Origin of the sequence: Streptosporangium album, assembly GCF_014203795.1 — a bacterium.
Lineage (GTDB): Bacteria > Actinomycetota > Actinomycetes > Streptosporangiales > Streptosporangiaceae > Streptosporangium > Streptosporangium album.
In genome coordinates this window covers 742,898-763,998 of record NZ_JACHJU010000003.1, presented here as the reverse complement: position 1 = coordinate 763,998, position 21,101 = coordinate 742,898, and the positions used below count along the sequence as shown (strand labels likewise).

At 70.9% G+C, this 21,101-nt stretch carries 27 protein-coding genes; 10 read left to right on the top strand and 17 right to left on the bottom strand.

Going from position 1 to position 21,101, the window contains the following annotated elements; all coding sequences use genetic code 11:
• Positions 1-21 precede the first annotated feature (21 nt).
• Complete coding sequence (glgA, locus tag FHR32_RS33425) at positions 22-1,200, top strand: glycogen synthase (RefSeq protein ID WP_184758483.1); 1,179 nt, start codon at positions 22-24, stop codon at positions 1,198-1,200.
• Between the two features lie 120 nt (positions 1,201-1,320).
• Here glgA and FHR32_RS33420 read toward each other — a convergent pair whose 3' ends face one another.
• On the bottom strand, positions 1,321-1,686 hold the full coding sequence (locus FHR32_RS33420; RefSeq protein WP_184758482.1) for a PH domain-containing protein: 366 nt from the start codon (positions 1,684-1,686) through the stop codon (positions 1,321-1,323).
• A gap of 86 nt (positions 1,687-1,772) precedes the next feature.
• On the opposite strand from FHR32_RS33420, the gene pgeF reads away from it, so the two are divergent.
• Positions 1,773-2,471, top strand: coding sequence for a peptidoglycan editing factor PgeF (gene pgeF / locus FHR32_RS33415; protein WP_184758481.1), 699 nt, complete (start codon positions 1,773-1,775; stop codon positions 2,469-2,471).
• Positions 2,472-2,491: 20 nt separating this feature from the next.
• Here pgeF and FHR32_RS33410 read toward each other — a convergent pair whose 3' ends face one another.
• The 4 genes from FHR32_RS33410 to FHR32_RS33395 form a co-directional block, all read right to left on the bottom strand.
• Positions 2,492-2,899 (bottom strand): nitroreductase family deazaflavin-dependent oxidoreductase, encoded by a 408-nt coding sequence (locus FHR32_RS33410; protein ID WP_184758480.1) that lies wholly within the window; start codon positions 2,897-2,899, stop codon positions 2,492-2,494.
• 95 nt (positions 2,900-2,994) lie between these two features.
• Positions 2,995-3,819 carry a sirohydrochlorin chelatase gene (locus tag FHR32_RS33405; protein ID WP_312882815.1) on the bottom strand — a complete coding sequence of 275 codons (825 nt, stop codon included), beginning with the start codon at positions 3,817-3,819 and terminating at the stop codon, positions 2,995-2,997.
• Between the two features lie 209 nt (positions 3,820-4,028).
• On the bottom strand, positions 4,029-4,586 hold the full coding sequence (locus FHR32_RS33400) for a GNAT family N-acetyltransferase (protein ID WP_184758478.1): 558 nt from the start codon (positions 4,584-4,586) through the stop codon (positions 4,029-4,031).
• Between the two features lie 66 nt (positions 4,587-4,652).
• Positions 4,653-4,808, bottom strand: coding sequence for a hypothetical protein (locus FHR32_RS33395; protein ID WP_184758477.1), 156 nt, complete (start codon positions 4,806-4,808; stop codon positions 4,653-4,655).
• On the opposite strand from FHR32_RS33395, the gene FHR32_RS33390 reads away from it, so the two are divergent.
• Entirely contained in the window at positions 4,807-4,968 is a 162-nt protein-coding gene (locus FHR32_RS33390) for a hypothetical protein (protein WP_184758476.1), read from the top strand. The genes FHR32_RS33395 and FHR32_RS33390 overlap by 2 nt on opposite strands.
• Before the next feature lie 29 nt (positions 4,969-4,997).
• Complete coding sequence (locus FHR32_RS33385) at positions 4,998-6,155, top strand: alpha/beta hydrolase (RefSeq protein WP_184758475.1); 1,158 nt, start codon at positions 4,998-5,000, stop codon at positions 6,153-6,155.
• Here the strand turns inward: FHR32_RS33385 and FHR32_RS33380 are convergent.
• Both FHR32_RS33380 and FHR32_RS46255 read right to left on the bottom strand, forming a co-directional pair.
• Entirely contained in the window at positions 6,141-6,332 is a 192-nt protein-coding gene (locus tag FHR32_RS33380; protein WP_184758474.1) for a ferredoxin, read from the bottom strand. The genes FHR32_RS33385 and FHR32_RS33380 overlap by 15 nt on opposite strands.
• Before the next feature lie 40 nt (positions 6,333-6,372).
• Positions 6,373-6,501, bottom strand: coding sequence for a hypothetical protein (locus FHR32_RS46255; protein ID WP_281391112.1), 129 nt, complete (start codon positions 6,499-6,501; stop codon positions 6,373-6,375).
• Between the two features lie 223 nt (positions 6,502-6,724).
• Here FHR32_RS46255 and FHR32_RS33375 point away from each other — a divergent pair, with 223 nt between their 5' ends.
• The 4 genes from FHR32_RS33375 to FHR32_RS33360 all read left to right on the top strand — a co-directional run bounded on the left by FHR32_RS33375 (position 6,725) and on the right by FHR32_RS33360 (position 10,942).
• Entirely contained in the window at positions 6,725-8,038 is a 1,314-nt protein-coding gene (locus FHR32_RS33375) for an aminotransferase class V-fold PLP-dependent enzyme (protein WP_184758473.1), read from the top strand.
• Positions 8,039-8,203: 165 nt separating this feature from the next.
• Positions 8,204-8,551 (top strand): hypothetical protein, encoded by a 348-nt coding sequence (locus FHR32_RS33370; protein WP_184758472.1) that lies wholly within the window; start codon positions 8,204-8,206, stop codon positions 8,549-8,551.
• Between the two features lie 82 nt (positions 8,552-8,633).
• Positions 8,634-9,692 (top strand): PLP-dependent cysteine synthase family protein, encoded by a 1,059-nt coding sequence (locus FHR32_RS33365; RefSeq protein ID WP_184758471.1) that lies wholly within the window; start codon positions 8,634-8,636, stop codon positions 9,690-9,692.
• Positions 9,692-10,942, top strand: coding sequence for an MFS transporter (locus tag FHR32_RS33360; protein ID WP_184758470.1), 1,251 nt, complete (start codon positions 9,692-9,694; stop codon positions 10,940-10,942). Before FHR32_RS33365 ends, FHR32_RS33360 begins: the two co-directional genes overlap by 1 nt.
• A gap of 14 nt (positions 10,943-10,956) precedes the next feature.
• On the opposite strand, the gene FHR32_RS33355 is transcribed toward FHR32_RS33360, so the two are convergent.
• From FHR32_RS33355 to FHR32_RS33340, 4 genes are all read right to left on the bottom strand, one after another.
• A complete protein-coding gene (locus tag FHR32_RS33355; protein ID WP_184758469.1) occupies positions 10,957-11,502 on the bottom strand; it encodes an AAA family ATPase in 546 nt (181 codons plus the stop codon).
• Between the two features lie 52 nt (positions 11,503-11,554).
• On the bottom strand, positions 11,555-11,833 hold the full coding sequence (locus FHR32_RS33350; RefSeq protein WP_184758468.1) for an NUDIX hydrolase: 279 nt from the start codon (positions 11,831-11,833) through the stop codon (positions 11,555-11,557).
• Positions 11,834-11,852: 19 nt separating this feature from the next.
• Complete coding sequence (locus FHR32_RS33345; RefSeq protein WP_312882814.1) at positions 11,853-12,545, bottom strand: HAD family hydrolase; 693 nt, start codon at positions 12,543-12,545, stop codon at positions 11,853-11,855.
• Positions 12,546-12,857: 312 nt separating this feature from the next.
• Entirely contained in the window at positions 12,858-13,301 is a 444-nt protein-coding gene (locus FHR32_RS33340) for an Lrp/AsnC family transcriptional regulator (protein ID WP_184758467.1), read from the bottom strand.
• Positions 13,302-13,444: 143 nt separating this feature from the next.
• Between FHR32_RS33340 and FHR32_RS33335 the strand changes: the two genes are divergently transcribed.
• Positions 13,445-14,299, top strand: coding sequence for a tryptophan 2,3-dioxygenase (locus FHR32_RS33335; protein WP_246468085.1), 855 nt, complete (start codon positions 13,445-13,447; stop codon positions 14,297-14,299).
• Positions 14,300-14,391: 92 nt separating this feature from the next.
• On the opposite strand, the gene FHR32_RS33330 is transcribed toward FHR32_RS33335, so the two are convergent.
• Entirely contained in the window at positions 14,392-15,315 is a 924-nt protein-coding gene (locus FHR32_RS33330; protein WP_184758465.1) for a LysR family transcriptional regulator, read from the bottom strand.
• 70 nt (positions 15,316-15,385) lie between these two features.
• Here FHR32_RS33330 and FHR32_RS33325 point away from each other — a divergent pair, with 70 nt between their 5' ends.
• Complete coding sequence (locus FHR32_RS33325) at positions 15,386-16,252, top strand: 4-hydroxy-tetrahydrodipicolinate synthase family protein (protein ID WP_184758464.1); 867 nt, start codon at positions 15,386-15,388, stop codon at positions 16,250-16,252.
• Here the strand turns inward: FHR32_RS33325 and FHR32_RS33320 are convergent, their stop codons facing one another.
• The 5 genes from FHR32_RS33320 to FHR32_RS33300 form a co-directional block, all read right to left on the bottom strand.
• Positions 16,253-17,062, bottom strand: coding sequence for an Fpg/Nei family DNA glycosylase (locus tag FHR32_RS33320; protein WP_184758463.1), 810 nt, complete (start codon positions 17,060-17,062; stop codon positions 16,253-16,255).
• Between the two features lie 82 nt (positions 17,063-17,144).
• The gene (locus FHR32_RS45020; protein ID WP_184758462.1) at positions 17,145-17,570 is read right to left on the bottom strand and encodes a ribosomal maturation YjgA family protein; all 426 of its coding nucleotides are present in this window, start codon (positions 17,568-17,570) and stop codon (positions 17,145-17,147) included.
• A 57-nt stretch (positions 17,571-17,627) separates the two neighbouring features.
• Positions 17,628-17,942 (bottom strand): L-rhamnose mutarotase, encoded by a 315-nt coding sequence (locus FHR32_RS33310; protein ID WP_184758461.1) that lies wholly within the window; start codon positions 17,940-17,942, stop codon positions 17,628-17,630.
• Positions 17,943-18,253: 311 nt separating this feature from the next.
• A complete protein-coding gene (locus FHR32_RS33305) occupies positions 18,254-19,492 on the bottom strand; it encodes a GNAT family N-acetyltransferase (RefSeq protein WP_184758460.1) in 1,239 nt (412 codons plus the stop codon).
• A 171-nt stretch (positions 19,493-19,663) separates the two neighbouring features.
• Entirely contained in the window at positions 19,664-20,995 is a 1,332-nt protein-coding gene (locus tag FHR32_RS33300; RefSeq protein ID WP_184758459.1) for a M1 family metallopeptidase, read from the bottom strand.
• Between the last annotated feature and the right edge of the window lie 106 nt (positions 20,996-21,101).

Sequence of the window (21,101 nt, the reverse complement as noted above, 5' to 3'; positions counted from 1 at the left end):
CTGAAACACTAGGCTGATCGCATGCGCGTTGATCTGCTGAGCCGTGAGTATCCGCCCGAGGTATACGGCGGAGCCGGCGTCCATGTCGAATATCTCGCCCGGGAGTTGCGCGGCCTGGCAGACGCCCGGGTCCGCTGCTTCGGAGCGTCACGGCCCGAGCACGGTGTCGACGCCTACCGGGTGCCCGCTGGGCTGGAGGCGGCCAACGCCGCACTCCAGGTCCTTGGTGTGGATCTTGAGATGGCGGCCGGCTGCGAGGGCGCGGACCTGGTCCACAGCCACACGTGGTACGCCAACTTCGCGGGTCACGTGGCGAAGATGCTGTACGGCACGCCGCACGTGGTGACCACGCACAGCCTGGAGCCGCTGCGCCCGTGGAAGGCCGAGCAGCTCGGCGGTGGTTACACGCTGTCGTCGTGGGCCGAGCGGAGCGCGCTGGCGGACGCGGACGCGATCATCGCGGTGTCGGAGGGCATGCGACGCGACGTGCTCGCCAGCTACCCCGAAATAGCGGCGGAAAAAGTTTCCGTGATCCACAACGGGATCGACACCGGCGAGTACACCCCCGACCACGACACCGGCGTCCTGGTCAAGCACGGCATCGACGTGGGCAGGCCGTACGTCGTGTTCGTGGGACGGATCACCCGTCAGAAGGGTCTGGTCCACCTGCTCCACGCGGCCAGGGACTTCCATCCCGACGCCCAGCTGGTGCTCTGCGCGGGAGCCCCCGACACTCCGGAGATCGCCGCCGAGGTCACCGCGCTCGTCCGGGGACTGGACAGGGAGGGCGTCATCTGGATCTCGGAGATGCTCCCGCGCTCCGAGGTGATCCAGATTCTCACCCACGCGACCGTGTTCGTCTGCCCGTCGGTCTACGAGCCGATGGGGATCGTGAACCTGGAGGCGATGGCCTGCGAGACCGCCGTCGTGGCCACCGCCACCGGCGGCATCCCCGAGGTCGTGGACGACGACTCGACCGGCCTGCTGGTCCCGATCGCCCAGTCCGCCGCCGACGGCACCCCCGACGACCCCGGGCGGTTCGCCGCCGACCTCGCCGCACAGGTCAACCGGCTGCTCGCCGACCCGGCGCTCGCCGCGGAGATGGGCAGGGCCGGGCGGGTCCGGGCAGTGGAGCACTTCTCCTGGGAGCGGATCGCCGAGCGGACGATGGATCTCTACCGGTCGGTCCTGCGGCCCTGACACGGCCGGTGATGCCGGCGGGACCTGCGCGCGGCCGGAGTGGGGCCGCGAGCTCGGGTGGCGCCGCCGCGTCCGACTTCCCCGCCGATGAGCCGCCGCGCGACTGACCCGTCAAGGGGGTCAGCCGCTGATGAAATGCAAGATCACGTTGTGGACGTGGTGGGCCTTGTTGTCGCCCCGGAACTCCACCTCGTAGGTGTGGGTGCCCACGTGGATGGCGATGGCCCCGGAGGAGAAGAACGAGCCGGCGAGGGACTTGTTGCTCACCACGCTGACCGCCGAGACCTTGCTGTAGGGGATGCTCGTGATGGCGATCTTCTTGCCCACGAAGGACTTGTCCTGCACGATCACACGCTTGTCGGTGAGGCCCAGGAAGCCGGTCCCCGTGCCGATGGCGTCATAGACGGCGATGATCTGCTCACCCGGCATCAGAGCACTCTCGATCTGCTGGAGCTGTTCCTTCCGGTCATACGCGATCTGTGCCATGATGCTCGCAATCTCTCGGGGGATCTGCGTACTTGCGTAACGAACACCCCAAGAGGGAGGTTCCTGGGGCGAGTAAGGTCGGGGCCGTGAACGTTCAAACGAGGATCACCGACCGACACGGCGGCGTCAGCGCCGGACCGTACGGCAGCCGCAACCTCGGAGCCGGGTCGGGAGACGACCTGGAGGCGGTCGCCACCAACAGGGCCATGACCGCGGCCGAGTTCGGCCTGGACCGGGTCGTGTTCATGCGGCAGGTCCACAGCGCCGACGTCCGATACGTGAGCGAGCCGTTCGGCGACGACCCGCCGCCCCTGGACGGGATCTTCACCGACGTGCCCGGTCTCGGTCTGGCCGCGCTGTGCGCCGACTGCGCCCCCGTCCTGCTGGCCGACCCGCGGGCCGGCCTGGTCGGGGCCGCGCACTCCGGGCGGGCCGGCACCGTACTCGGCGTGGTCCCCGCTCTGGTCGCGGAGATGGCCGCGCACGGCGCCGAGCCGGCGGACATGACCGCTCTGATCGGCCCGATGGCCTGCGGCACCTGCTACGAGGTCCCCGCCGAGATGCGCGGCGAGGTCGCGGCCGTCCTCCCCGAGGCGTGGTCGATCACCCGTCAGGACACCCCCGCCCTCGACCTGCGCGCCGCCATCACCTCGCAGCTCGCCAAGGCGGGCGTCGGAGAGGTCACCCACGACACGCGCTGCACCATGGAGACCCCCGGCCTTTTCTCCCACCGCCGGGATCGGACGACCGGCCGTTTCGCCGGTTACGTCTGGCTGGAGGCCTGAGAGCCGGCGAGCGTGCCGGATCAGGATGAGACGCGTTCCAGCACGATCACCGGGATATCGCGGTCGGTCTTCGTCTGGTACTCGTCGTAGGCCGGCCAGGCAGCCGCCATGATCGGCCAGAGTTCCGGCTTCTCCTCGGAGGTGGCGACGCGGGCCCGGGCTCTGAACCGGTCGCCCAGCACCTGGACCTCGACCTCCGGGTTGGTCTGCAGGTTGAGATACCAGCTTGGCGGGGCGTCGGCCCCGCCCTTGGACGCCACGACGAGGTAGTCGTCGCCGTGGCGCTGGTAGATGAGCGGGGTGTCCCGCTGCTCGCCGCTCTTGCGGCCCGTCGTGGTCAGGATCAGAGCCGTGGTGCCCTGCCACTCGTGCCCTTCGGCACCGTCGGTGGCACGGTAACGGTCAACGTGTTCTTTTCCGAACAGCATGGTCGGTCCCCTCTGGTGAGTACGAGTTCTCATTACCCTGGTGAGTACGAGTTCTCATTACCCGCCGGAGGGGACCTCTCACGCCGGTCCGCGGCTCATACCTGCCGGTCTGCGGCCAGAACGCTCCCGTAGGCGCGGGCGGCGAGTTCGGCGATGAGGCCGTGCGCGCCCAGGAGGTCGGCGCAGTCGGCCCCGATCTCCGCCGCCGCGTCGCTCGCGAGGTCGGAGGCCATCTCGGGGCCTATGGCACACGGGGACAGGGCGATGCGCTGGGCGCCGATGGTGCGCAGCCGCTCGGCCACGTCGGTGATGCCGGGAGCGCTGTCAAGGGAGGCGACCAGGACGGGGAGCGTCAGCCGGGAGGCCAGCAGCACCGCTGTCGACTGCGCCTCCACCGCGGCGTTCTCGCCGCCGACCGTGGCGAGGATCACCGCGTCGACCGGGCTGGAGACGTTGAGCAGCCGCATCCGGTCCGCCCTCGCCAGGTCTTTCTCGGCCAGGCGGATGTGCAGGGCCTCGGCGAGCAGCGGGTGTGGCCCGAGCGGCTCGGTGACCGTCACCGATGCCCCGCTGGCGGCGACCGTGGCGGCGATCAGCCGGTCCGCGACCGGGTGCGGTCCGGTCAGGAGCGGTACCACGATGGCGGCGACGCCGTCCTCGGGACGCTCGCGGGCGGCCGCCTCAAGCCCGGCGGTCAGCGCTTTGCCGTCCTCGCCGAGACCGGCCAGGTGGACCTCGATCTGCGGATGGTCGCCCCGGATGAGGGCGGCCAGCTCGGCGGCGGCGCCTGTCGCGTCGCCGAGCGTGGTCAGCACCAGGGCGGGTGCCTCGGGTGGGAGCTGGGAGGGCACGGGCCTGCGGTGCCGGCCGGAGGGTCGGACGGCGCGTCCGCGTACGGGGAGGATGGAACTCTCACTCACATGCGCGGACTCTAGGCCCATTTGGCTCTCTTTGTAGCCAAATATGGGAGCAATTCCGTCACGACATCCTCCGCGGAGGGGATTGCCGCCGTGTGCGGCGTCGTGCCGGACGCATGAGCGGTCCGTCCGGGGCCGCGCCGAGCACCGGACGTCGCGACCCCCGAGCCACCGGGCGCCGGGCGCTCTCCCGGCCGGCTGTCGCGGGCCGGTCAGCCGTCCCTGTGACCCTCCCACTCGTCCTCCAGGGCCGAGTGGACGATGGAGTCGCGCCAGGCGCCGCGCGCTCGGATGTGATGCCTGATCCTGCCCTCCTCGACCATCCCGGCGACGAGCATCGCGAGCTGGGCGGCGGTGTTGGCGGGGGAGCGGGCACCCCAGACGCGGTGCAGGCGCAGGTCCCGGAAGCCGAACATCAGTATCAGCCGGATCAGGTCGGTGCCCATGCCCCGGCCCCAGTGGTCGGGGCGCAGGCCGAGGCCGATCTCCGCGCTGTGCGGGTGGTCGGCCTCGATGTGCAGCCGGGCGACGCCGATGGTCTCCCCGTCGTCCAGATCGATCACCGCGAGCACGTACAGCCGCCGGGGCTCGGCCTGTGCGGCCTCCAGCGCCTGGGCGACCAGCTCCTCGACCTCTTCGCGGGTGCGCGGGTCGAACGGCAGGTGCTCGGTGGCGGTGGGGTCACCGTAGACGGCGTGCAGCGCGTCCACGTCGGCGACGGTGACTTCCCTCAGCCGGAGCCTCTTACCGGAGATCTCAACGTGACGCATGCGCAGACGCTAACGCCTCAGCAGCCTCGCGGCTAGAGATGTTCCGCCTGACAAATATCTCAAAAATTACAAATGCAACTTCGCTATCGGCTCGGGGCGGATCCGTTCTCCGTAGACCACGGGCCGCACGGACTGGACGAAGAACGCGTTCCACCCGTCGTCGCCGTCCCAGGCGTAGCGGGACTCGCCGTCCTGGCTCAGGTAGGTGCGGGTGCCGTACATGAAGAACCCTCGCGCCTTCCACGAACCCTTCGTCGTCCGCAACATGGAACTGGCCGAACTCATGGAGCACGGCCGGACGGCCGAGGCGCTGCGCGCTCTGGAGTCCTGTATGGACGACGCGGAGGAGCTGTTGGCAAAGGCATACACGCCGGAGCCATAAATTCGGATGGGATGGAGCAGAATAAATGGATGATCCCTCCCAATCCCAATGCGCTCGTGGTCGCCGGCCCCGGCCTGGTCGCCGACCTCCGGTTGCTCACCGAGGTGGCCGACCGCGAGTTCGCGGCTCTCGGCGTCAGCGGGAAGGTGGTGTCGGCCTCCGACCTGTCCGGCTTCCGGGACACCCTGGACTTCCCGGGCGCCCTGGTCGTCCTGCCCGGACCGGACCCCGAGATCCGGGGCCTGTACGCCGGGCATCCCCAGGCGGTCTGGCTCGACGTGACCAAGCGTGACACCCCGCTCGCCGCGCCCGTGGACGGCACGGCGGGCACCCACCTGCACGGGCGGGGAATCTGGGGACTGGCGTGGGCGATCAGGCACGCCGTCCACCGGCTGCGGTGGCCGGCCCGCAGGGTCGCCTACGGTGACCACCCCGACCAGTGGGCGGACGTACGGCTGCCGCGCGAGGCCACCGGTTCGACGCCCGTCGCGGTGCTGCTGCACGGTGGCTACTGGCGCTCGATCTGGGGTGCGGACCTGATGGACGCGCTCTGCGTCGACCTGGCCGAGCGAGGGTTCGCCGCCTGGAACCTCGAATACCGGAGCCCCGACCTGCACGGCTGGGGCGCGACGACCGAGGATGTCGCCCGGGCGATAGGCCGGGCGGCCGAGGGCGCGTCCGGCCAGGTCGTGGCGGTCGGTCACTCGACGGGCGGGCAGCTCGCCCTGCGCGCCGCGGCCGACGACTCCCGGATCAGCCTGGCCGTCTCGCTGGCAGGGGTCCTCGACCTGGTGGAGGGCGACCGCAGGCATCTCAGCTCCGGCGCGGTCGCCGCCGCCCTCGGCGGCCCCGCGGCGCAGGTGCCCGAGGTCTACGGGCGTTCCAGCCCGCTGGAGCGTCTCCCGCTGGGGACGCCCCAGCTCATCGTGCAGGGCGGCGGTGACGACCTGGACCTGGTCGACCTGGGCAGGCAGTACGCGAGAGCCGCCCAGGCCGCAGGCGATCAGGTGACATATCTCGAAATGTCGGGCGATCATTTCGACGTCATCGACCCCGCCTCCCCGATCTGGCGGGCGACGGCCGGGGTGATCGCCGACTTCGGGACCCCGGGCCCGTCCCGCGGGCTCCTCAACGCTGCCCGCGACACGCAGGCCGCCCGCCTCGCCACCCCGTCAGGAGACGGATAGGGCCCCCGAGGGGCACAGTTGCACGGCGCGGCGGACCGCCGCCTCCAGCGAGGCGGGAGGCTCGCCGTCGAGCACCACCACGGTCCCCTCCTCCTCGCTCTGGTCGAAGACCTCCGGCACGGTGAGCGCGCACATGCCGGCCCCGATGCAGACGTCGGTGTCCGCTGTGATCTTCATTGTTCTTCCCTTCTTGCGGATCGTCCTTACCCGTTGATCTCTACCAGGTGACCGGCAGCCGGTGCACGCCGTAGACGGTCATATTGGGCCGTCGCGTCTCCCCAGGAGGGCCCAGGGGGTTTTCACGGGTCATCGGGAAGGTCACCGGACGGGACAGGGCCTCGGTCATGACACAGCTCCTCGCAGGTAGACGCATGTCCCCATACCCCCACCAAAGAGCTGTCAAGCCGCCCCCCGGGGGAGCCCGTCGGCGATGAGGGCGGCACGCCACGCCCGCACGGCGGGGATGCGGACCCCGGGGGCGGGACCGACGCACACTGGAGACCGATCGCTGGAATCGCCCGAGGTTCCGCCGGGGGGCGGATCCTCACTGCCCCGCGTGGAGTGCTCCGATGGTCATATCCAGACGTCAGATGGTCGCCGGGCTCGGCGGACTGGCCGCCACCCTCGCTCCGCGGGCGTCCGCCTCCGCGTTGCCTCCCATCGCCCCGCCGGTCGTTCCCGCCGGGGTCGCACCCGGCCTGCTGGCCAGGGACGAGGGCTTCTGGCGCACCGTCGCCCAGCAGTACCGGGTCAGCCCGGACTTCGTCAACCTGGAGAACGGTTACTACGGGATCATGCCCGAGCCGGTACGCCAGGCCTACCACCGCAACGTGGACTATCTGAACGAGCAGAACTCCTACCTGCTGCGCACCACCTACAAGGCCAGAGCCGATCAGGTGCGGCAGCGTATCGCCACCGTCCTCGGCGTGCTCGCGGAGGAGATCGCCCTCACCCGCGGCGGCACCGAAGCCCTGCAGAACCTGATCGCCGGCTACCGCCGGCTCCGTCCGGGGGACGCGGTGATGTACACCGATCTCGACTACCACAGCATGCAGTACTCCATGAACTGGCTGCGCGGCCGGCGCGGGGTGAGCGTCGAGCGGATGGCCGTCCCCGAGCCGGCGACCCGCCAGGCGTCGCTGGACGCCTACGCCAAGGCTCTGCGCGACCACCCCCGGGTCAGGCTGCTCCTGCTCAGCCACATGAACAACCGCACCGGTCTCGTGCTGCCGGTACGGGAGATCGTCGAGATGGCCCGGGAAAGGAACGTCGACGTCATCGTCGACGCCGCCCACTCGTGGGGACAGCTCGACTTCACCATGGGCGACCTCGACGCCGACTTCGCCGGGTTCTCCCTGCACAAGTGGATGGGGGCGCCGCTGGGGAGCGGGTTCCTCTACATCCGCAAGGGGCGCCTGGCCGACATCGACCTGGCCTACGCCGACGAGACCTATCCCGCCGGCGACATCCGCTCACGCGTCCAGTCCGGCACCCTGGACGTGGCGCCGGTCCTCACGGTGGACACCGCCCTGGACTTCCACGACACCCTGGGGGCGGAGGTCAAGCAGGCGCGTCTGCGTTTCCTGCGCGACCGCTGGGTCCACCAGGTGCGTGACCTTCCCAACGTGGAGATCCTCACCCCCGAGGAGCCGGCCATGTACGGGACGATCACCGCGTTCCGGATAGCCGGCCGCGTCTCGGAGGCCGACAACGTCGCGCTCACCACTCAGCTGTTCGAGCGCTACCGGATCTTCACGGTACGGCGGGGCGGGCCCGTCAAGGGTGACTGCGTCCGGGTGACCCCGGCGCTTTTCACCTCCCAGGCCGACGTCGACCTGCTCGCGGTGGCGGTGCGGGACCTCGCCCGGCGCTTCCGCCGCTGACGGATTCACGGTCCGGCGGCGGCCGGCCCGCGTCACCGTCGTGACGGCCCTCCGAGAGGACTTCCCGACATGAAGACCACCCCACGATTTCACTCTGGGTAGTGATGCGAGTACATTAAGTCACTAGATATGAGTATGAAGTGGGCGGATCAGACCAAGCCACGCGTGGCCGTGTGGCTTGTCCTGCTGCTCGGAATCATCACGATGATCCACATGTGGAGCCACGCCGCGATCCCGTACAAGGATCGGATGTGCCGGGCCGAGGCGGCCGTCACCGTCGATTCCCACCCGTCGTCTCAGGACCATCACTGCGAACAGGCCCACGCGGTCGAATGCGTGCTCCCCGCCGTGTGGTCCGCGCCGCCGGTCCAGGTGGACCACGTCGTCACCCGGGCCGACACCGCCGCCCTGTCCTCGGCCTCGCTCCTGCTCGGCCGGCAGGGAAGAGCTCCACCGGACGGATATCGGGCACGGTCCGTCCTCACCCACACCCTTGAGGTCTGTCGCTGCTGACGCGCGCAGAGCGCCGCCGTCCACCGGACGCGCGGCTCACCGGCACGCCGTCACGGACCAACGACCATCACAAGGGTGCATCATGTCGTCAATTTCCACTGTCCACGTCCAATCGCCCCGCCTCACCGACCTGGTGGGCAAGACACCTGTCTGCCGGATCGGTGAACCCTTCGCCCCCGAAGGCCGGGCCTTCTGGGCCAAGCTGGAGGGGACCAACCCCGGCGGTCTGAAAGACCGTCCCGCGCTGCACATCGTCCAGCGCGCCCGTGCCCGCGGCGAGCTCGCCCCGGGCGCGATGATCGTCGACTCCAGCTCCGGAACCTTCGGCCTGGGGCTCGCCCTGGCCGGAATCGTGCACGGCCACCCGGTCACGGTGGTCTCCGACCCCGGCATGGAGGCCATCGTGCACGGCATGCTGGCCGCCTACGGCACGCGCATCGAGACCGTCACCGAGCCGCACCCGGTGGGCGGCTGGCAGCAGGCCCGCCTGGACCGGGTGGAGGAGCTGCTCAGAGTCCATCCGGAGGCCTACTGGGCCCGCCAGTACGACAACCCCGACAACGTCGACGCCTACGCGGGGCTGGCCCACGAGCTGATCACCCAGGTGGGCCGGGTCGACGTGCTGGTGTGCAGCGTCGGCACCGGAGGGCACTCGGCGGGCATCATCGACGTGCTGCGCCGCTTCTCCCCGCGCACGCGCCTGATCGGCGTGGACGCCACCGGGTCGACGATCTTCGGACAGCCGGCGCGGCCCCGGCTGATGCGCGGTCTCGGCAGCAGCATCCGCCCGCGCAACGTCGCCTACGACGCGTTCGACGAGGTGCACTGGGTCGCCCCGCACGAGGCGGTGTGGGCCAGCCGCCGGCTGGCCGCCACCCACTACACCACCGGCGGCTGGAGTGTCGGAGCCGTCACCGTGGTCGCCGCGTGGTACGCCCGCGTGCTGCCACCGCACACCCGCATCGTGGCGATCTTCCCCGACGGGCCCGCTCGCTACTACACCACGGTCTTCGACGACGCCTACTGCGCCGCGCACGACCTGCTCGACCGCCCTCCGGCCGACGAGCCCGACGAGATCGCCCACCCCGGCGACGCCGAGGTGTCGCGCTGGACCCGCTGCGCCACGGTGGTGAGCTCCTGATGTGGCGGCGTCTGCGTTCCTTCGACCGCAGCGTCCAGCTGCTCATGCTCAACCAGCTCACCATCAACATCGGCTTCTACATGCTGATGCCCTACCTGGCCGGCCACCTGTCCGGCGGGCTGGGCATGGCCGCCTGGACGGTCGGGCTGGTGCTCGGGGTGCGCAACCTCAGTCAGCAGGGCCTGTTCCTGCTCGGCGGTACCCTGGCCGACCGGCTCGGCTACAAGCCCGTCATCGTCGCCGGATGCCTGCTGCGCACCGCGGGCTTCGCCCTGCTGGGACTGGTCGACTCCCTCCCGGCCCTGCTGGTCGCCTCGGCCGCGACCGGGTTCGCCGGAGCCCTGTTCAACCCGGCCGTACGCGCCTACCTCGCCCATGACGCCGCCGACCGGCGGGTGGAGGCGTTCGCCCTGTTCAACGTCTTCTACCAGGCCGGCATCCTGGTGGGGCCGCTCATCGGGCTGGCCCTGGTCGCGGTGGACTTCCGGCTGGCCTGCCTGACCGCGGCGGCCGTCTTCGCGGCGCTGACCGTGCTCCAGATCCGCGCGCTGCCCCGGTGTCGCACCGGCGACGCCACCGCCGGCGCGGGGGTCCTCGCCGACTGGCGGACCGTGCTGTCGGGCCGGTCGTTCCTGCTGTTCTCGCTGGCGATGGCCGGCTCGTACGTGCTGTCGTTCCAGCTGTATCTGGCGCTCCCGCTGCAGCTGGACGGCGCCGGTGCCGTCAGTGTGCTGTTCGTGCTCTCGGCCGTCGTCGCCATCGCCGGTCAGCTCCGCATCACCGACTGGGCCCGGCGCCGCTGGTCCCACCCTCAGGCCATCACCCGTGGCCTGCTTCTCATGGCGGTGGCCTTCCTGCCCCTGGCGCTGACCGGTGCGGCATGGCCGCACTCCGCCGTGCCACGGGTGGGGGCGGTCCTGCTCTGCGCGGTGCTGCTGACGCTCGCCACGACGCTGACCTACCCCTTCGAGATGGACACCGTCGTCTCGCTGGCCGGCGGCCGGTTGGTGGCCACGCACTACGGCCTCTACAACACCGTGGCCGGGGTCGGCATCGCCCTGGGCAACCTGCTGACCGGCCTGCTGCTGGACAGCGGATCCACCGCGCTGCCGTGGGTCGTCCTGTCGGCCCTGGGGGGCGCGTGCGCGTTCGCCGTCCACCGCCTCGGGCGTCGCGGGCGGCTCACCGTGGGGGAGGGAGAGCAGGAGCAGGCCTCTCCGGCGCCACCCGGCACCCGCTCCCGGACCTGAGCCGGCGGGGGCGGTCAGCCGATCCAGCCGGTCACGAACCGGAGCCGTTCCCTTACGGGCACGCGGGGGAGCGTCACCAGCTCGTAACCGTACTCCGTGTAGGTGGCGACCATGGATTCGTACGTCCGCCGCGCCGTCTCGAACGACTGTCTGCGCTCGTCGTCCTGCTCGTAGATCTCCGGCCACGGGGGCGCGACCAGCACGCGGTGGTGGTAGCGGAACCTCTGCGCCGCGGCGTGGATGTGCGGCGGGACCGGGCGTCCTTCGAGACGCAGGTAGCCCACGATGTCCGGGATCCCGCGGTCGAAGAAGGCGAGCGCGGAATGTGCCACGGCAAGGCGGTAGGACCGCAGCTCCCAGCAGAGCATCGCCTCGGCGAACAGGTCCGGATCGACCCAGGGCAGCGCCCGCCCGCCGATCGCCACCTGATCCTGGATGATGCCGCGGCCCGCCTCGTCCGAGCGCGCGTAACCGGCCTCCTGCAGGCGGTCGATCAGCGTGCTCTTACCCGATCCCGGACCGCCGGTGACAACGATGAAACGCCCAGGCTCCGATGACATGCGGCGCATCCCCCCGTTCTATGAAGCGGACTTTATGGGAGAAGGAGCATGCTCACCGTGAAGCGAAAAGCCGGAGGCTCTCGGCGAGCTGCGAATGCAGCGGGTACGGCAGCGCGTCCGGCGTGAACCAGCCCAGCTCGTCGAACTTGTGCGGCTCGCCGTACTCCAACGCCCCGGCGCCGCAGTCCCACGTGCCGGGCTCGCCCCGCGCACCGGCGCCGCGCCGGGCCAGCAGCACCCGGCCGTGGCCGTCGTGGCAGATGAACACGCAGGAGACGGAGGGCGCCTTCCGCACCTGCCCGGTGGGACCTTCCGGGGACGGGGTGGTCATATGTGGATTCCCTCCGTTCTCAGAAGTGGTCCGGCAGTTCGGAGAACCTCCGCAGCCGCAGCACTCCTCCATCGTCGGGGTCGAGCTCGGTCTGCTCAAGCGCCCAGGTGTTGTCGTTCGGGATGAAGACGGCGTTCATGCCCGCCTGCCGGGCGGGGAGGATGTCGGACTTCGGCGAGTTGCCGATCATCCAGGTCGCCGACGGCGCCAGCCCGTGCTCCTGTGCGAGCCACAGGTAGGTGTCGACGGCCTTCTCGGCCACGATGTGGATGTCGCGGAAGTGATGGGCGAGCCCGGAGACGTCCAGCTTACGCTGCTGCTCCTCGGGGTCGCCCTTGGTGAGCAGGAGCAGGTCGTGCCGGCTGCCGAGATCGGTGAGCGTCTCGGCGACGCCGGGGACCAGCTCCACCCGGTGCTCGACGATCGCCACCACCAGGTCGTCGAGGTGCCGGCGCTCCGCCGCGGTCGACGGCCGTTCACGCAGCCGCTCCAGGCAGTCGTGGAGACTGCGCAGGAACATCTTGCTGCCGTATCCGTGGGTGACGGCGTTCGCCGCCTCGATGTCGTCGAGGATGGCGCGGATCTCGGCCTTGCCGAGGGGCGGATGCTCCAGCCAGTGCAGGAAGTCGTCGATGACGCGCTCGAAGAGGAAGTTGTTCTCCCACAGCGTGTCGTCGGCGTCGAAGACGAGCACCTGTCCCTTGGGCCTCACGTCGGCATCTCCTGTCTTTCGCTCCGTGAAGGCTAGCCAACCGCGGTGACCGCGCCCCACTGGTTTTCCGGGCGGCGCCGAGGACATGGGTGCCGCGGTGACCTCGGTGACGAGGCCGACCCGGCGACGGCACGCCCGAAGCGGGCCCCTCAAGATTTTCGGGCCTCGCGGGTTGACAGGGTGAATGGAATGATCAATGTCATTTTAGAAATCAATTCTAGGAATGTGGGGAGTCGCAGGAGCGGGATCGTGGCGGGTCCGGGCCCGTCGAGCCCGGACCTGCCGAGCCCGCCGCCGCGCGGATCCGTGACCTCACTGGACGCCGGGTGGGGAGAGCGGCCGCCAGGGGACCGGGCTGGAGAGCACCATCATGCTCGAGGGGTGCCCGTAGGGCGCGAGCCGGTCGATCAGCTCCTCGAAGGCCGTCATCGAGAAGGCCGCCACCCGCAGCAGGCAACAGGTGTCGCCGGTCACCCGGTGGACCTCCAGGATCTCCGGCCAGGCCAGTGCCTGCTCGTCGCGGAGCACGCAGCGCGGCCCGTAACACGACATCCTGATCAGCGCGGCCACCCCGCGCCCGGCCAGCGCCGGGTCGACCCGCGCGTGGTAGCCGATGATCACTCCGGACTCCTCCAGCCGCCGCACCCGCTCGGCCACCGCCGGAGCCGACATGTGGACCCGACGCGCGAGCTCGCTGTAGGACAGCCGAGCGTCGCGCTGCAGCTCGGCCAGGAGTGCCCAGTCCATCGCATCCATCGTCACTTTCCGTCACCCCGTAACCTGATCACCTGCCTCGCCTTCCGTTCGGAAAGCGAGAACGCGAAATCGCCTTGTCCGCATTATTTCCGGACCGGCCCATACAGGCCACCATGGAGGTGAACAACCTCAAGGAGTCATCCATGACCAGCACCAGGCAGCTCACCGAACGAGACCGGGAGGCGCGTGCCACGGCCAACGAGGGACTTCCCACGCTCGGATTCGACACGGCCACGCCGTACGACGACTACGTCGGCACCGCCACCCTGCACCGGCTCCAGCGCACCGTCACCGACGCCCCCGAGGAGCTCGCGTTCCTGGTCACCACCCAGGTGATGGAGCTCTACTTCGGCCTGCTCCGCTCGGAGTGGCAGCTCGCCCAGCGGCAGCTCGACGATGACGACGCCGCCGCCGCGATCGTGACGATCAAGCGCACGGTCCGGCACTTCGAGGCGCTCAACGCCGCGTGGGCCTCGCTCAGCTGGCTCACCCCCGCGCAGTTCAACCGGTTCCGCGACGCGCTCGGCGAGGCGTCGGGCTTCCAGTCGGCGCTCTACCGGCATGTGGAGTTCCTGCTCGGCAGCAAATCCGAGGCGCTCATCCGCCCGCACCGCCGCAACGCCGAGGCCTATCGGGAGCTCGTCGAGGCGCTGGCCCGGCCCAGCCTGTACGACTCCGTGCTGGCCTTCCTCGCCCGGAGCGGCCACGCGATCCCGCCGGCGGCCGTGCGGCGCGACTACGCCGCCGACTACGAGCCCCGCCCCGAGGTCGAGGCGGTCTGGGTCGAGGTGTACGGCGGGCCGCTCGCGCCGCTGGCCGAGGCGCTGACCGAGCTGGCCGAGCAGTTCTCCGACTGGCGCTACCGGCACCTGATGGCGGTCCGCCGCTCGATGGGCGCCAAGCCGGGCTCGGGTGGGTCCAGCGGTCTGAGCTGGCTGGAGAAGAGCATGCGGCGTGAGATCTTCCCCGAGCTGTGGACCGCGCGCACGCTGATGTAACGCCCCGAGCCGTGGGCCGCGCATGCTGAGATGACGCCCTCCCCGGCCGTGGACCGCACACCTGGGACGTGACGCCCTCCGCGCGGTCGCGGCTACCCGGCGGGTCGCGCGGCACGGCCGCCGGGGAGCGAGGACCGCAGCGCGGCGGTGAAGGCGGCGACGGCCGGGTGGGCGGCGGCTCCCCGGCGGAAGGCGATCTGCGTACGGCGGCGCATCGGCAGTTCGGTGAGCCGGACGCCGGCGGGTGGATCGGCCGCGCCCAGCTCCGGCACGAGCGCCACGCCCTGGCCGACCGCGACCATGGCCAGCACGGTGGCGAAGTCGTCGATGTGATGGCGGACCCGGGGAGCGAACCCGGCGGCCTGGCAGGCCCGCACCGTCATCGCGTGGCAGAGCGTGCCGGGGCTGGAGACGATCCAGGAGGCGTCGCGCCGCCCCGCCAGGGAGTCCTCGCCGCCGCAGGGCGCGTCGCCGTACCGTGCGGGCGAGCCGGAGGCGAGGTACATGGGTTCCTCCAGCAGGGGTTCGGTCTCCAGGGCCAGGTCGGTGACGGCGGGGACGAAGTCGTACTCGTGGACGAGGGCGACGTCCAGATCGCCCGCCCGGAGCCGGGGTGCCACCTCGGCCGGGTCGATCTCGTCCACCATCGGCTCCAGCCCGGGATGGTCACGGCCCAGGGCCGCCAGAGCGGCGGGCAGGATGGTGCGGGTGGCGGTGGGGAAGGCGCCGACCCGGATGCTGCCGGCCAGGCCCGCGTGCGCGGCCGCCAGTTCGGCCGAGGCCTGCTCCAGCCGTTCGAGCACGGCTTCGGCGTGCCCGACCAGCGCGACTCCCGCCGGGGTGAGTCTCACCCGGCGGCCGGTCCGTTCCAGCAGCGCCACCCCGGCCTCCCGCTCCAGGGTCGCGAGCTGCTGGGAGACCGCCGAGGGCGTGAACGTCATGGCCTCGGCGACCGCCGCGATCGTGCCCCGGTAGGAGAGTTCGCGGAGCAGGCGGAGCCGTCGTACATCGAGCATAAGTTCAGCTTAATGGTCTCGGAAGAAAACGGAACTGGACCTGCACGGTCGGTGCCGCGAGGCTGGGAACATGACATTTCGCGGTGTTTACGTTCCGCTGATCACCCCGTTCACCGAGGACGGCGAGGTCGCCGTGGAGGCGCTCGACGGCCTGGCGCGCGCCGTGCTCGACGAGGGGGCGGCCGGGCTGGTGGCGCTCGGCACCACCGCCGAGGTCGCCATGCTCGCCGGCGAGGAGCGGCAGGCGGTCGTCGAGGTGTGCGCGAAGGTGTGCCGGGAGCGGGGGGCGACGCTGGTCGTCGGCGCCGGGACCAGCGACACCCGCGGCTCCGTCGAGGCCCTGCGCGGGCTCAAGGACCAGGCGGACGCCGCACTGGTCACCGTGCCCTCCTTCGTCCGCCCGTCCGAGGCCGGGGTGCTCGCCCACTTCACCGTGCTGTCCGAGCAGAGCCCGGTGCCGCTGATCGTCTACAACATCCCCTACCGGACGGGACAGTCCGTGGGCGCGGCCACCCTGCGACGGCTGGGCGAACTGCCCATGGTGACCGGCGTCAAGCACGCGGTCGGCGGGGTCGACCAGGACACCGTCGCCCTGCTGGCGGACCTGCCCGAGGACTTCGCCGTGCTCGCCGGGGACGACCCCTTCTTCTCCGCCCTGCTCGCCCTGGGCGCCTCCGGCGGCATCCTCGCCTCGGCTCACCTGCACACCGGCCGGTTCGTCGAACTGCTGGAGGCCTGGAGCTCCGGCGACGTCGCCCACGCCCGCGCGCTGGGCCACCGGCTCTCCGTCATGTCGGCGAGCCTGTTCGCCGAGCCCAACCCCACAGTGGTCAAGGGTGTGCTGCATGCCCGGGGGCTGATCCCCACCGCCTCGGTCCGGCTCCCGCTCCTGCCCGCGGGCCAGGCCTCGATCGAGGCGGCCGTACGCCTTCTGTGATCACCCGGGCTGGCAGCCCGGGCACCAGAAGAGGTTGCGGCCGGAGAGCACCTCGGTGCGGATCTCGCCGCCGCACAGGAAGCAGGGCAGGCCCGAGCGGCGGTAGACGTAGACCTCGCCGCCGTGGTCGTCGACCCGGGGCGGGCGGCCCATCGCCTCCGGCGTGTGCTCGGCCCTGACCGTGTCGATCCGGCCCACCCGCACCCCGTCGGCCATCAGTGACACCAGATCCGCCCAGATGGCCGTCCACTGCCCGTGGGCGAGGTCGCGGCCGGGGCGGGACGGGTCGACGCCCTGCCGGAACAGCGCCTCGGCGCGGTAGATGTTGCCCACACCCGCGACGGCCGACTGGTCCATCAGCAGGACGCCGATGGAGGTGCGGCTGCGGCTGATCCGCCGCCAGGCGAGCTCCGGATCGGCGTCGGAGCGCAGCGGATCGGGGCCGAGCCGATCGTGCAGCGCCTTCTTCTCGGCGGGATCCAGCAGTTCACAGACGTTGGGGCCGCGCAGGTCGGCGTACTCCTCGGCGTTGCGGAGGCGGAGCCGTACCGCGCCCGTCGGTGCGGGGGCCGGAACCGGGCCGAAGGTGTTTCTGCCGTAGATGCCCAGGTGCACGTGGAGCCAGCGGTCGTCGTCGAACCCGAGCAGCAGGTGCTTGCCGTGCGCGTCGGTCTCCCGGAGCACCCGGCCGTCGATCTGGCGGGCTCCGGCGGCGAACCTTCCCTGCGGGCTCTCGGCGCGCACCGCTCCGCCGCCGAACACTTGCCGGTGCTGCGCGGCCAGGCGATGAATCGTGTGTCCTTCGGGCATCGTCCACACAGGATACGGCCCGGCCCCGCCCCCGGCCGAATGCCGTGCCCCTGCGCATCGCCTCCGTGGGAGTCCCGCCCATTCAGCCTGCCCGGGAAACACGGCGGAGCAGGGTGTGGGCCGTCCAGGCGAGAGCGGCTCCGGCGGCGTAAGCGGCCAGATCGGCGACGCCGAACGTGCTGCCCAGCACCAGCCTGGCCAGCACGCCGGCCTGCGACAGGGCCGCGGGGAGAGGGGTGAGCTGGGCGAACTCGACCGCCCAGCTGAAAACCAGCGCGCCGAGCGCGGCGCGGGCCGGTGGGACGCGGGGCCATACCAGCACGATCAGCGCGTAGACGAGAACGGTGTAGAGGGCGTCGCCCGCGTATTTGCCGAACCAGCCGCCGGTGACCGCCCGGACGGTCAGCCCGGCGGCGACGGTCACGACCGCGGCGAAGGCGGCGGGCAGACGGCTGCGGAGGGCGACGGGAAGGGCGGAGAACGGACGGGTGAGGGGAGCGGGGGACACCGGATCACGATAGCGATCGCACGGCCCCGCCGGTGCCCGTCCCTCTCCTGGGGGAGCTCAGGTGAGCTGCCACACCACCGGGAGCTCCTGGTTCCCGCCGTCACCGGAGTAGTCGTGTGCCACCTCCAGCAGCTCGCCCATCCGGGCCTGCCAGGCGATGTTCACCGGCAGGTCGGCCAGCGAGGCGAGCAACGCCCGGTAGTCGTCACAGTCGATCACGTGGAAGAGCTCCCGGCCGCTGCGCCAGATCGTCCACTCATGCGCGCCGCCCTTCCTGATCGCCTCCGTCAGCTCGGCGGGCACCTCCCGGTGCGCCTGCTCGTACTCCGGCTCCATCCCCGGCCTGATCCGGGTGTGCAACGCGACGCGCATGCGGCTCCTCCATAGGTCGTAACGCATTTATAGCAGCGACCCGACCTATTTCATGAAAAAATGCTCCGATGCGTAGATTTAACGGCTTAGTCCGACAGAAAGATCCGATGAAAAGGAGGCTTCCGCGAGGGTGGTGACGCTGCGGATAGGTGCGCTGGACCCGCCGGTCCACCTGACCGGAAGAGGGCGACCTCTCCTCGGAGAGGAGCCCGTCCAGGACCGCTTATCGACTCCTGAAACGCACCTGGTGCCGCATCAGGCAACGTTTGCCCTGCCGGCTACTCCGTGTCGGCGGGTGGCGGATCCCGACGTCAGTACGGCAGGTAGTAACTGAGCACGTCGGCGGTGAGCGGCGGGAACAGTGCGTGGAACAGCTGGCCGTCGGGGCCGGGGTAGACATCGGGCCGGATCTGGGACAGCCCGTCGATCCCGTGCGGGCCGAACAGCAGCGCCGGCAGGTAGTCAGGTGCCACCCCGGCGCCACCCACGGCTCCGGGCCCCTGCATCGCACCGCCGGCGGTGACCGCGCCCAAGCCGTCGGCACGGACCGGTATCCGGTAGTGGGCACCGAAAGTGGAGATGACGATGTCACGGCCGGTGCGGTCGATCCCGGCTGCACCGAGGCGGCGCCACAGCACCGGCCGCAGCCGGTCCAGCAGCGCCGCCACGTCCGGGATGCGGATGTAGTACTGCTCCGCCTCCGTCCGTCGCTCGCCGGAAAGGAGGCCGCTCCAGGCCGCCGCGGCCACCGTGCCCGCCCGCTCGGCGACCCGCACCTGCCCGCCGGGGACGAGAGCGGCCACGCCACGGAGCAGATCCAGCGCCGCTGCCTGATCGAGTGCGGCAGCCTCGGCCAAGATCACCTCATCGTCGTCCGGCGGTGTGGTGCGCCCGGTGGCGACGATGTCGTCGCCGCGCTCCACCACCCAGGTCGTGCTCGCCCCGTGGGCCAGCAGCCATCGCCGGCGCGCCGCCGGATGCGACACGGCCACGTCGAACCGGCTCTGCGTCATGTCCTGCAGCGCCGTCATCGCCGGGATGTCCGAAGGCCGGGCGGCTCGTAGCGCGGGTGTCCCGTCACCGGCCGGTGGGGTGCGCACGACTGGCGCGGGCGGTATGTCGACGGCGTACTCGTAGCCGAACAGCCGGTAGAAGTACGGGATCCCGATCATTATCTGCAGAACGTGACCCCGGGCGGCGGAACGCTCGTGCGCCCACCGCATCAGCGCCCGCACGAGCCCACGACCCTCATACTCCCGGTCCGTGGCCACCAGCTCGACCTGGCCGGCGGGGAGCCGCACATCGGCGAGACGCAGTTCCTCATCAAGGAGCGTCGCGGTGGAGACGACCCGATCGCCGTCGACCACCACGGCGCAGGCCGGCCACCCGGCGTCGGGATCCGTCATGACCAGCCGGTGGTCGAGGGCGTCGGCAGGCTCACCGCGTTCGGCGAGGAGTGCACCGATCTGGTCAAGGTCCGCCGGACACGCCTGTCTCAGGACGAGACCGTCAGCCAGCGAGACCGGCGGGGAAGCGGCAGTCACGATCACGCTGGGGACTATCCCACCGCCCAGGCGGCCCGTCCATCGATTTTCGCGGCCATCCATTGAGGGCGGCCAGGATCCGGTCTCCAAAGGCCGGTGAAGCCCCGGCCCCGCTCACACCCTCGTTTCCGGTACGGGCGTCCTCGGGCCGGGCAGACCGCGGTGTCGGCGGTATGACTACAGCGTAGGTGAATGCAGCTGACCGGGTCGGTCGGGTAGGCGGGGGCCGTACAGCCAGGCGGAGAACAGTTTCTCCAGCGGCTGGACGGTACGGCGTGCGGCCAGGGCGGTGAAGTGCTCCGTCGTGACGGACCCGTGCCGGTGGCCGGCCGTCCACTCGCGCAGCAGCGCGAAGAACGGCGCGTCGCCCATGGCGCGCCGGAGGGCGTGCAGGGTGAGCGCGCCGCGTCTGTAGACACGTTCGTCGAACAGTCGCGGGGCGCCGGGGTCGGCGAGGACGAAGTCCTGGGGCAGGGCCGCGAGCCGGCGGTGCCAGCGGGCCGCCAGGTCGTCGGCGGGCTCGCCGCCGGAGGCCTCCGACCAGATCCACTCCGCGTAGGTGGCGAACCCCTCGTGCAGCCAGATGTCACGCCAGTCGGCCACGGTCAGGCTGTTGCCGAACCACTGGTGGGCAAGCTCGTGCGCCACCAACCGCTCCTCGCCGCGCACGCCGTCCACGTGGTTCGTCCCGAAGATGGACATGCCCTGCGCCTCGACCGGGATCTCCAGTTCGTCGTCCACCACCACCGCCGTGTAGGACGTGAACGGGTAGGGGCCGAACCGCTCGCCGAAGACCTCCATCATCCGGTCCTGCCGCCCGAAGTCGTGCCGGACCCGGGAGGCGAGACGGGCGGGGAAGGCCAGCCGTATCCCCGGAGCCGGCTCGGCCCGCTGGTAGCGGCCCACCTGGACGCTCGCCAGGTAGGAGGCCATCGGCTCGGTCTGCTCGTAGACCCACGTGGTCGCCGACGAGGCCCGCCGCGTGGAGGCCAGCTCGCCATTGGCGATCACCGTGTACGGCGAGGCCGCGGTCACCGAGATCCGGTAGCCCGCCTTGTCGTCCGGCCGGTCGTTGCACGGGAACCACGACGGGGCCCCTGTCGGCTGGCCGGCCACGATGACACCGTCGGTGAGCTGCTCCCAGCCGAGCCCGCCCCAGGGGCTGGACACCGGCCGGGGACTGCCCGAGTAGCGGACCTCGACGCTGAACGGGCCGGCCCTCAGCCGTCCCGGCGCCACGTGGAGCTTGCCCCCGCGATGGGTGAACCGCGCCACCTCGCCGTTGACCAGCACCGCGCCCACCCGGAAAGGGCCGAGGTCGAGGGAGAGGCGGTCGAGCGGCCCGAGCGCCTCCGCCGACAGGCGGGCGGTCCCGCCGAGCCGGTTGGCGGCGATCCGGTAGTCGAGGGACAGGTCGTAGTGCTCCACGCGGTAGCCGTCGTCGCCGTGCGTGGGGAAGTACGGCCTGCGGGGTGTCGTGCTCAGAACCACGCCGGTTTCCTCTGCCATGTCCTGGTGCTCATGCCGTGCCCGTCATATCCCCATGTTCACACCGCGTGTGCCGTGTCCTCATGCTCGCACCGTGCCGTCGTGTCTTCATGACCATGCCGCCATG

Coding starts and splice junctions, on each gene's coding strand:
- FHR32_RS33360 (WP_184758470.1), top strand. CDS start 9,692: ATGTGGCGGCGTCTGCGTTCCTTCGACCGCAGCGTCCAGCTGCTCATG.
- FHR32_RS33355 (WP_184758469.1), bottom strand. CDS start 11,502: ATGTCATCGGAGCCTGGGCGTTTCATCGTTGTCACCGGCGGTCCGGGA.
- FHR32_RS33340 (WP_184758467.1), bottom strand. CDS start 13,301: ATGGATGCGATGGACTGGGCACTCCTGGCCGAGCTGCAGCGCGACGCT.
- FHR32_RS33380 (WP_184758474.1), bottom strand. CDS start 6,332: ATGAAGATCACAGCGGACACCGACGTCTGCATCGGGGCCGGCATGTGC.
- FHR32_RS33325 (WP_184758464.1), top strand. CDS start 15,386: ATGACATTTCGCGGTGTTTACGTTCCGCTGATCACCCCGTTCACCGAG.
- FHR32_RS33395 (WP_184758477.1), bottom strand. CDS start 4,808: ATGTACGGCACCCGCACCTACCTGAGCCAGGACGGCGAGTCCCGCTAC.
- FHR32_RS33320 (WP_184758463.1), bottom strand. CDS start 17,062: ATGCCCGAAGGACACACGATTCATCGCCTGGCCGCGCAGCACCGGCAA.
- FHR32_RS33300 (WP_184758459.1), bottom strand. CDS start 20,995: ATGGCAGAGGAAACCGGCGTGGTTCTGAGCACGACACCCCGCAGGCCG.
- FHR32_RS46255 (WP_281391112.1), bottom strand. CDS start 6,501: ATGACCGAGGCCCTGTCCCGTCCGGTGACCTTCCCGATGACCCGTGAA.
- FHR32_RS33310 (WP_184758461.1), bottom strand. CDS start 17,942: ATGCGCGTCGCGTTGCACACCCGGATCAGGCCGGGGATGGAGCCGGAG.
- FHR32_RS33410 (WP_184758480.1), bottom strand. CDS start 2,899: ATGCTGTTCGGAAAAGAACACGTTGACCGTTACCGTGCCACCGACGGT.
- glgA (WP_184758483.1), top strand. CDS start 22: ATGCGCGTTGATCTGCTGAGCCGTGAGTATCCGCCCGAGGTATACGGC.
- FHR32_RS33335 (WP_246468085.1), top strand. CDS start 13,445: ATGACCAGCACCAGGCAGCTCACCGAACGAGACCGGGAGGCGCGTGCC.
- FHR32_RS33330 (WP_184758465.1), bottom strand. CDS start 15,315: ATGCTCGATGTACGACGGCTCCGCCTGCTCCGCGAACTCTCCTACCGG.
- FHR32_RS33390 (WP_184758476.1), top strand. CDS start 4,807: ATGAAGAACCCTCGCGCCTTCCACGAACCCTTCGTCGTCCGCAACATG.
- FHR32_RS33365 (WP_184758471.1), top strand. CDS start 8,634: ATGTCGTCAATTTCCACTGTCCACGTCCAATCGCCCCGCCTCACCGAC.
- FHR32_RS33385 (WP_184758475.1), top strand. CDS start 4,998: ATGATCCCTCCCAATCCCAATGCGCTCGTGGTCGCCGGCCCCGGCCTG.
- FHR32_RS33400 (WP_184758478.1), bottom strand. CDS start 4,586: ATGCGTCACGTTGAGATCTCCGGTAAGAGGCTCCGGCTGAGGGAAGTC.
- FHR32_RS33420 (WP_184758482.1), bottom strand. CDS start 1,686: ATGGCACAGATCGCGTATGACCGGAAGGAACAGCTCCAGCAGATCGAG.
- FHR32_RS33350 (WP_184758468.1), bottom strand. CDS start 11,833: ATGACCACCCCGTCCCCGGAAGGTCCCACCGGGCAGGTGCGGAAGGCG.
- FHR32_RS33375 (WP_184758473.1), top strand. CDS start 6,725: ATGGTCATATCCAGACGTCAGATGGTCGCCGGGCTCGGCGGACTGGCC.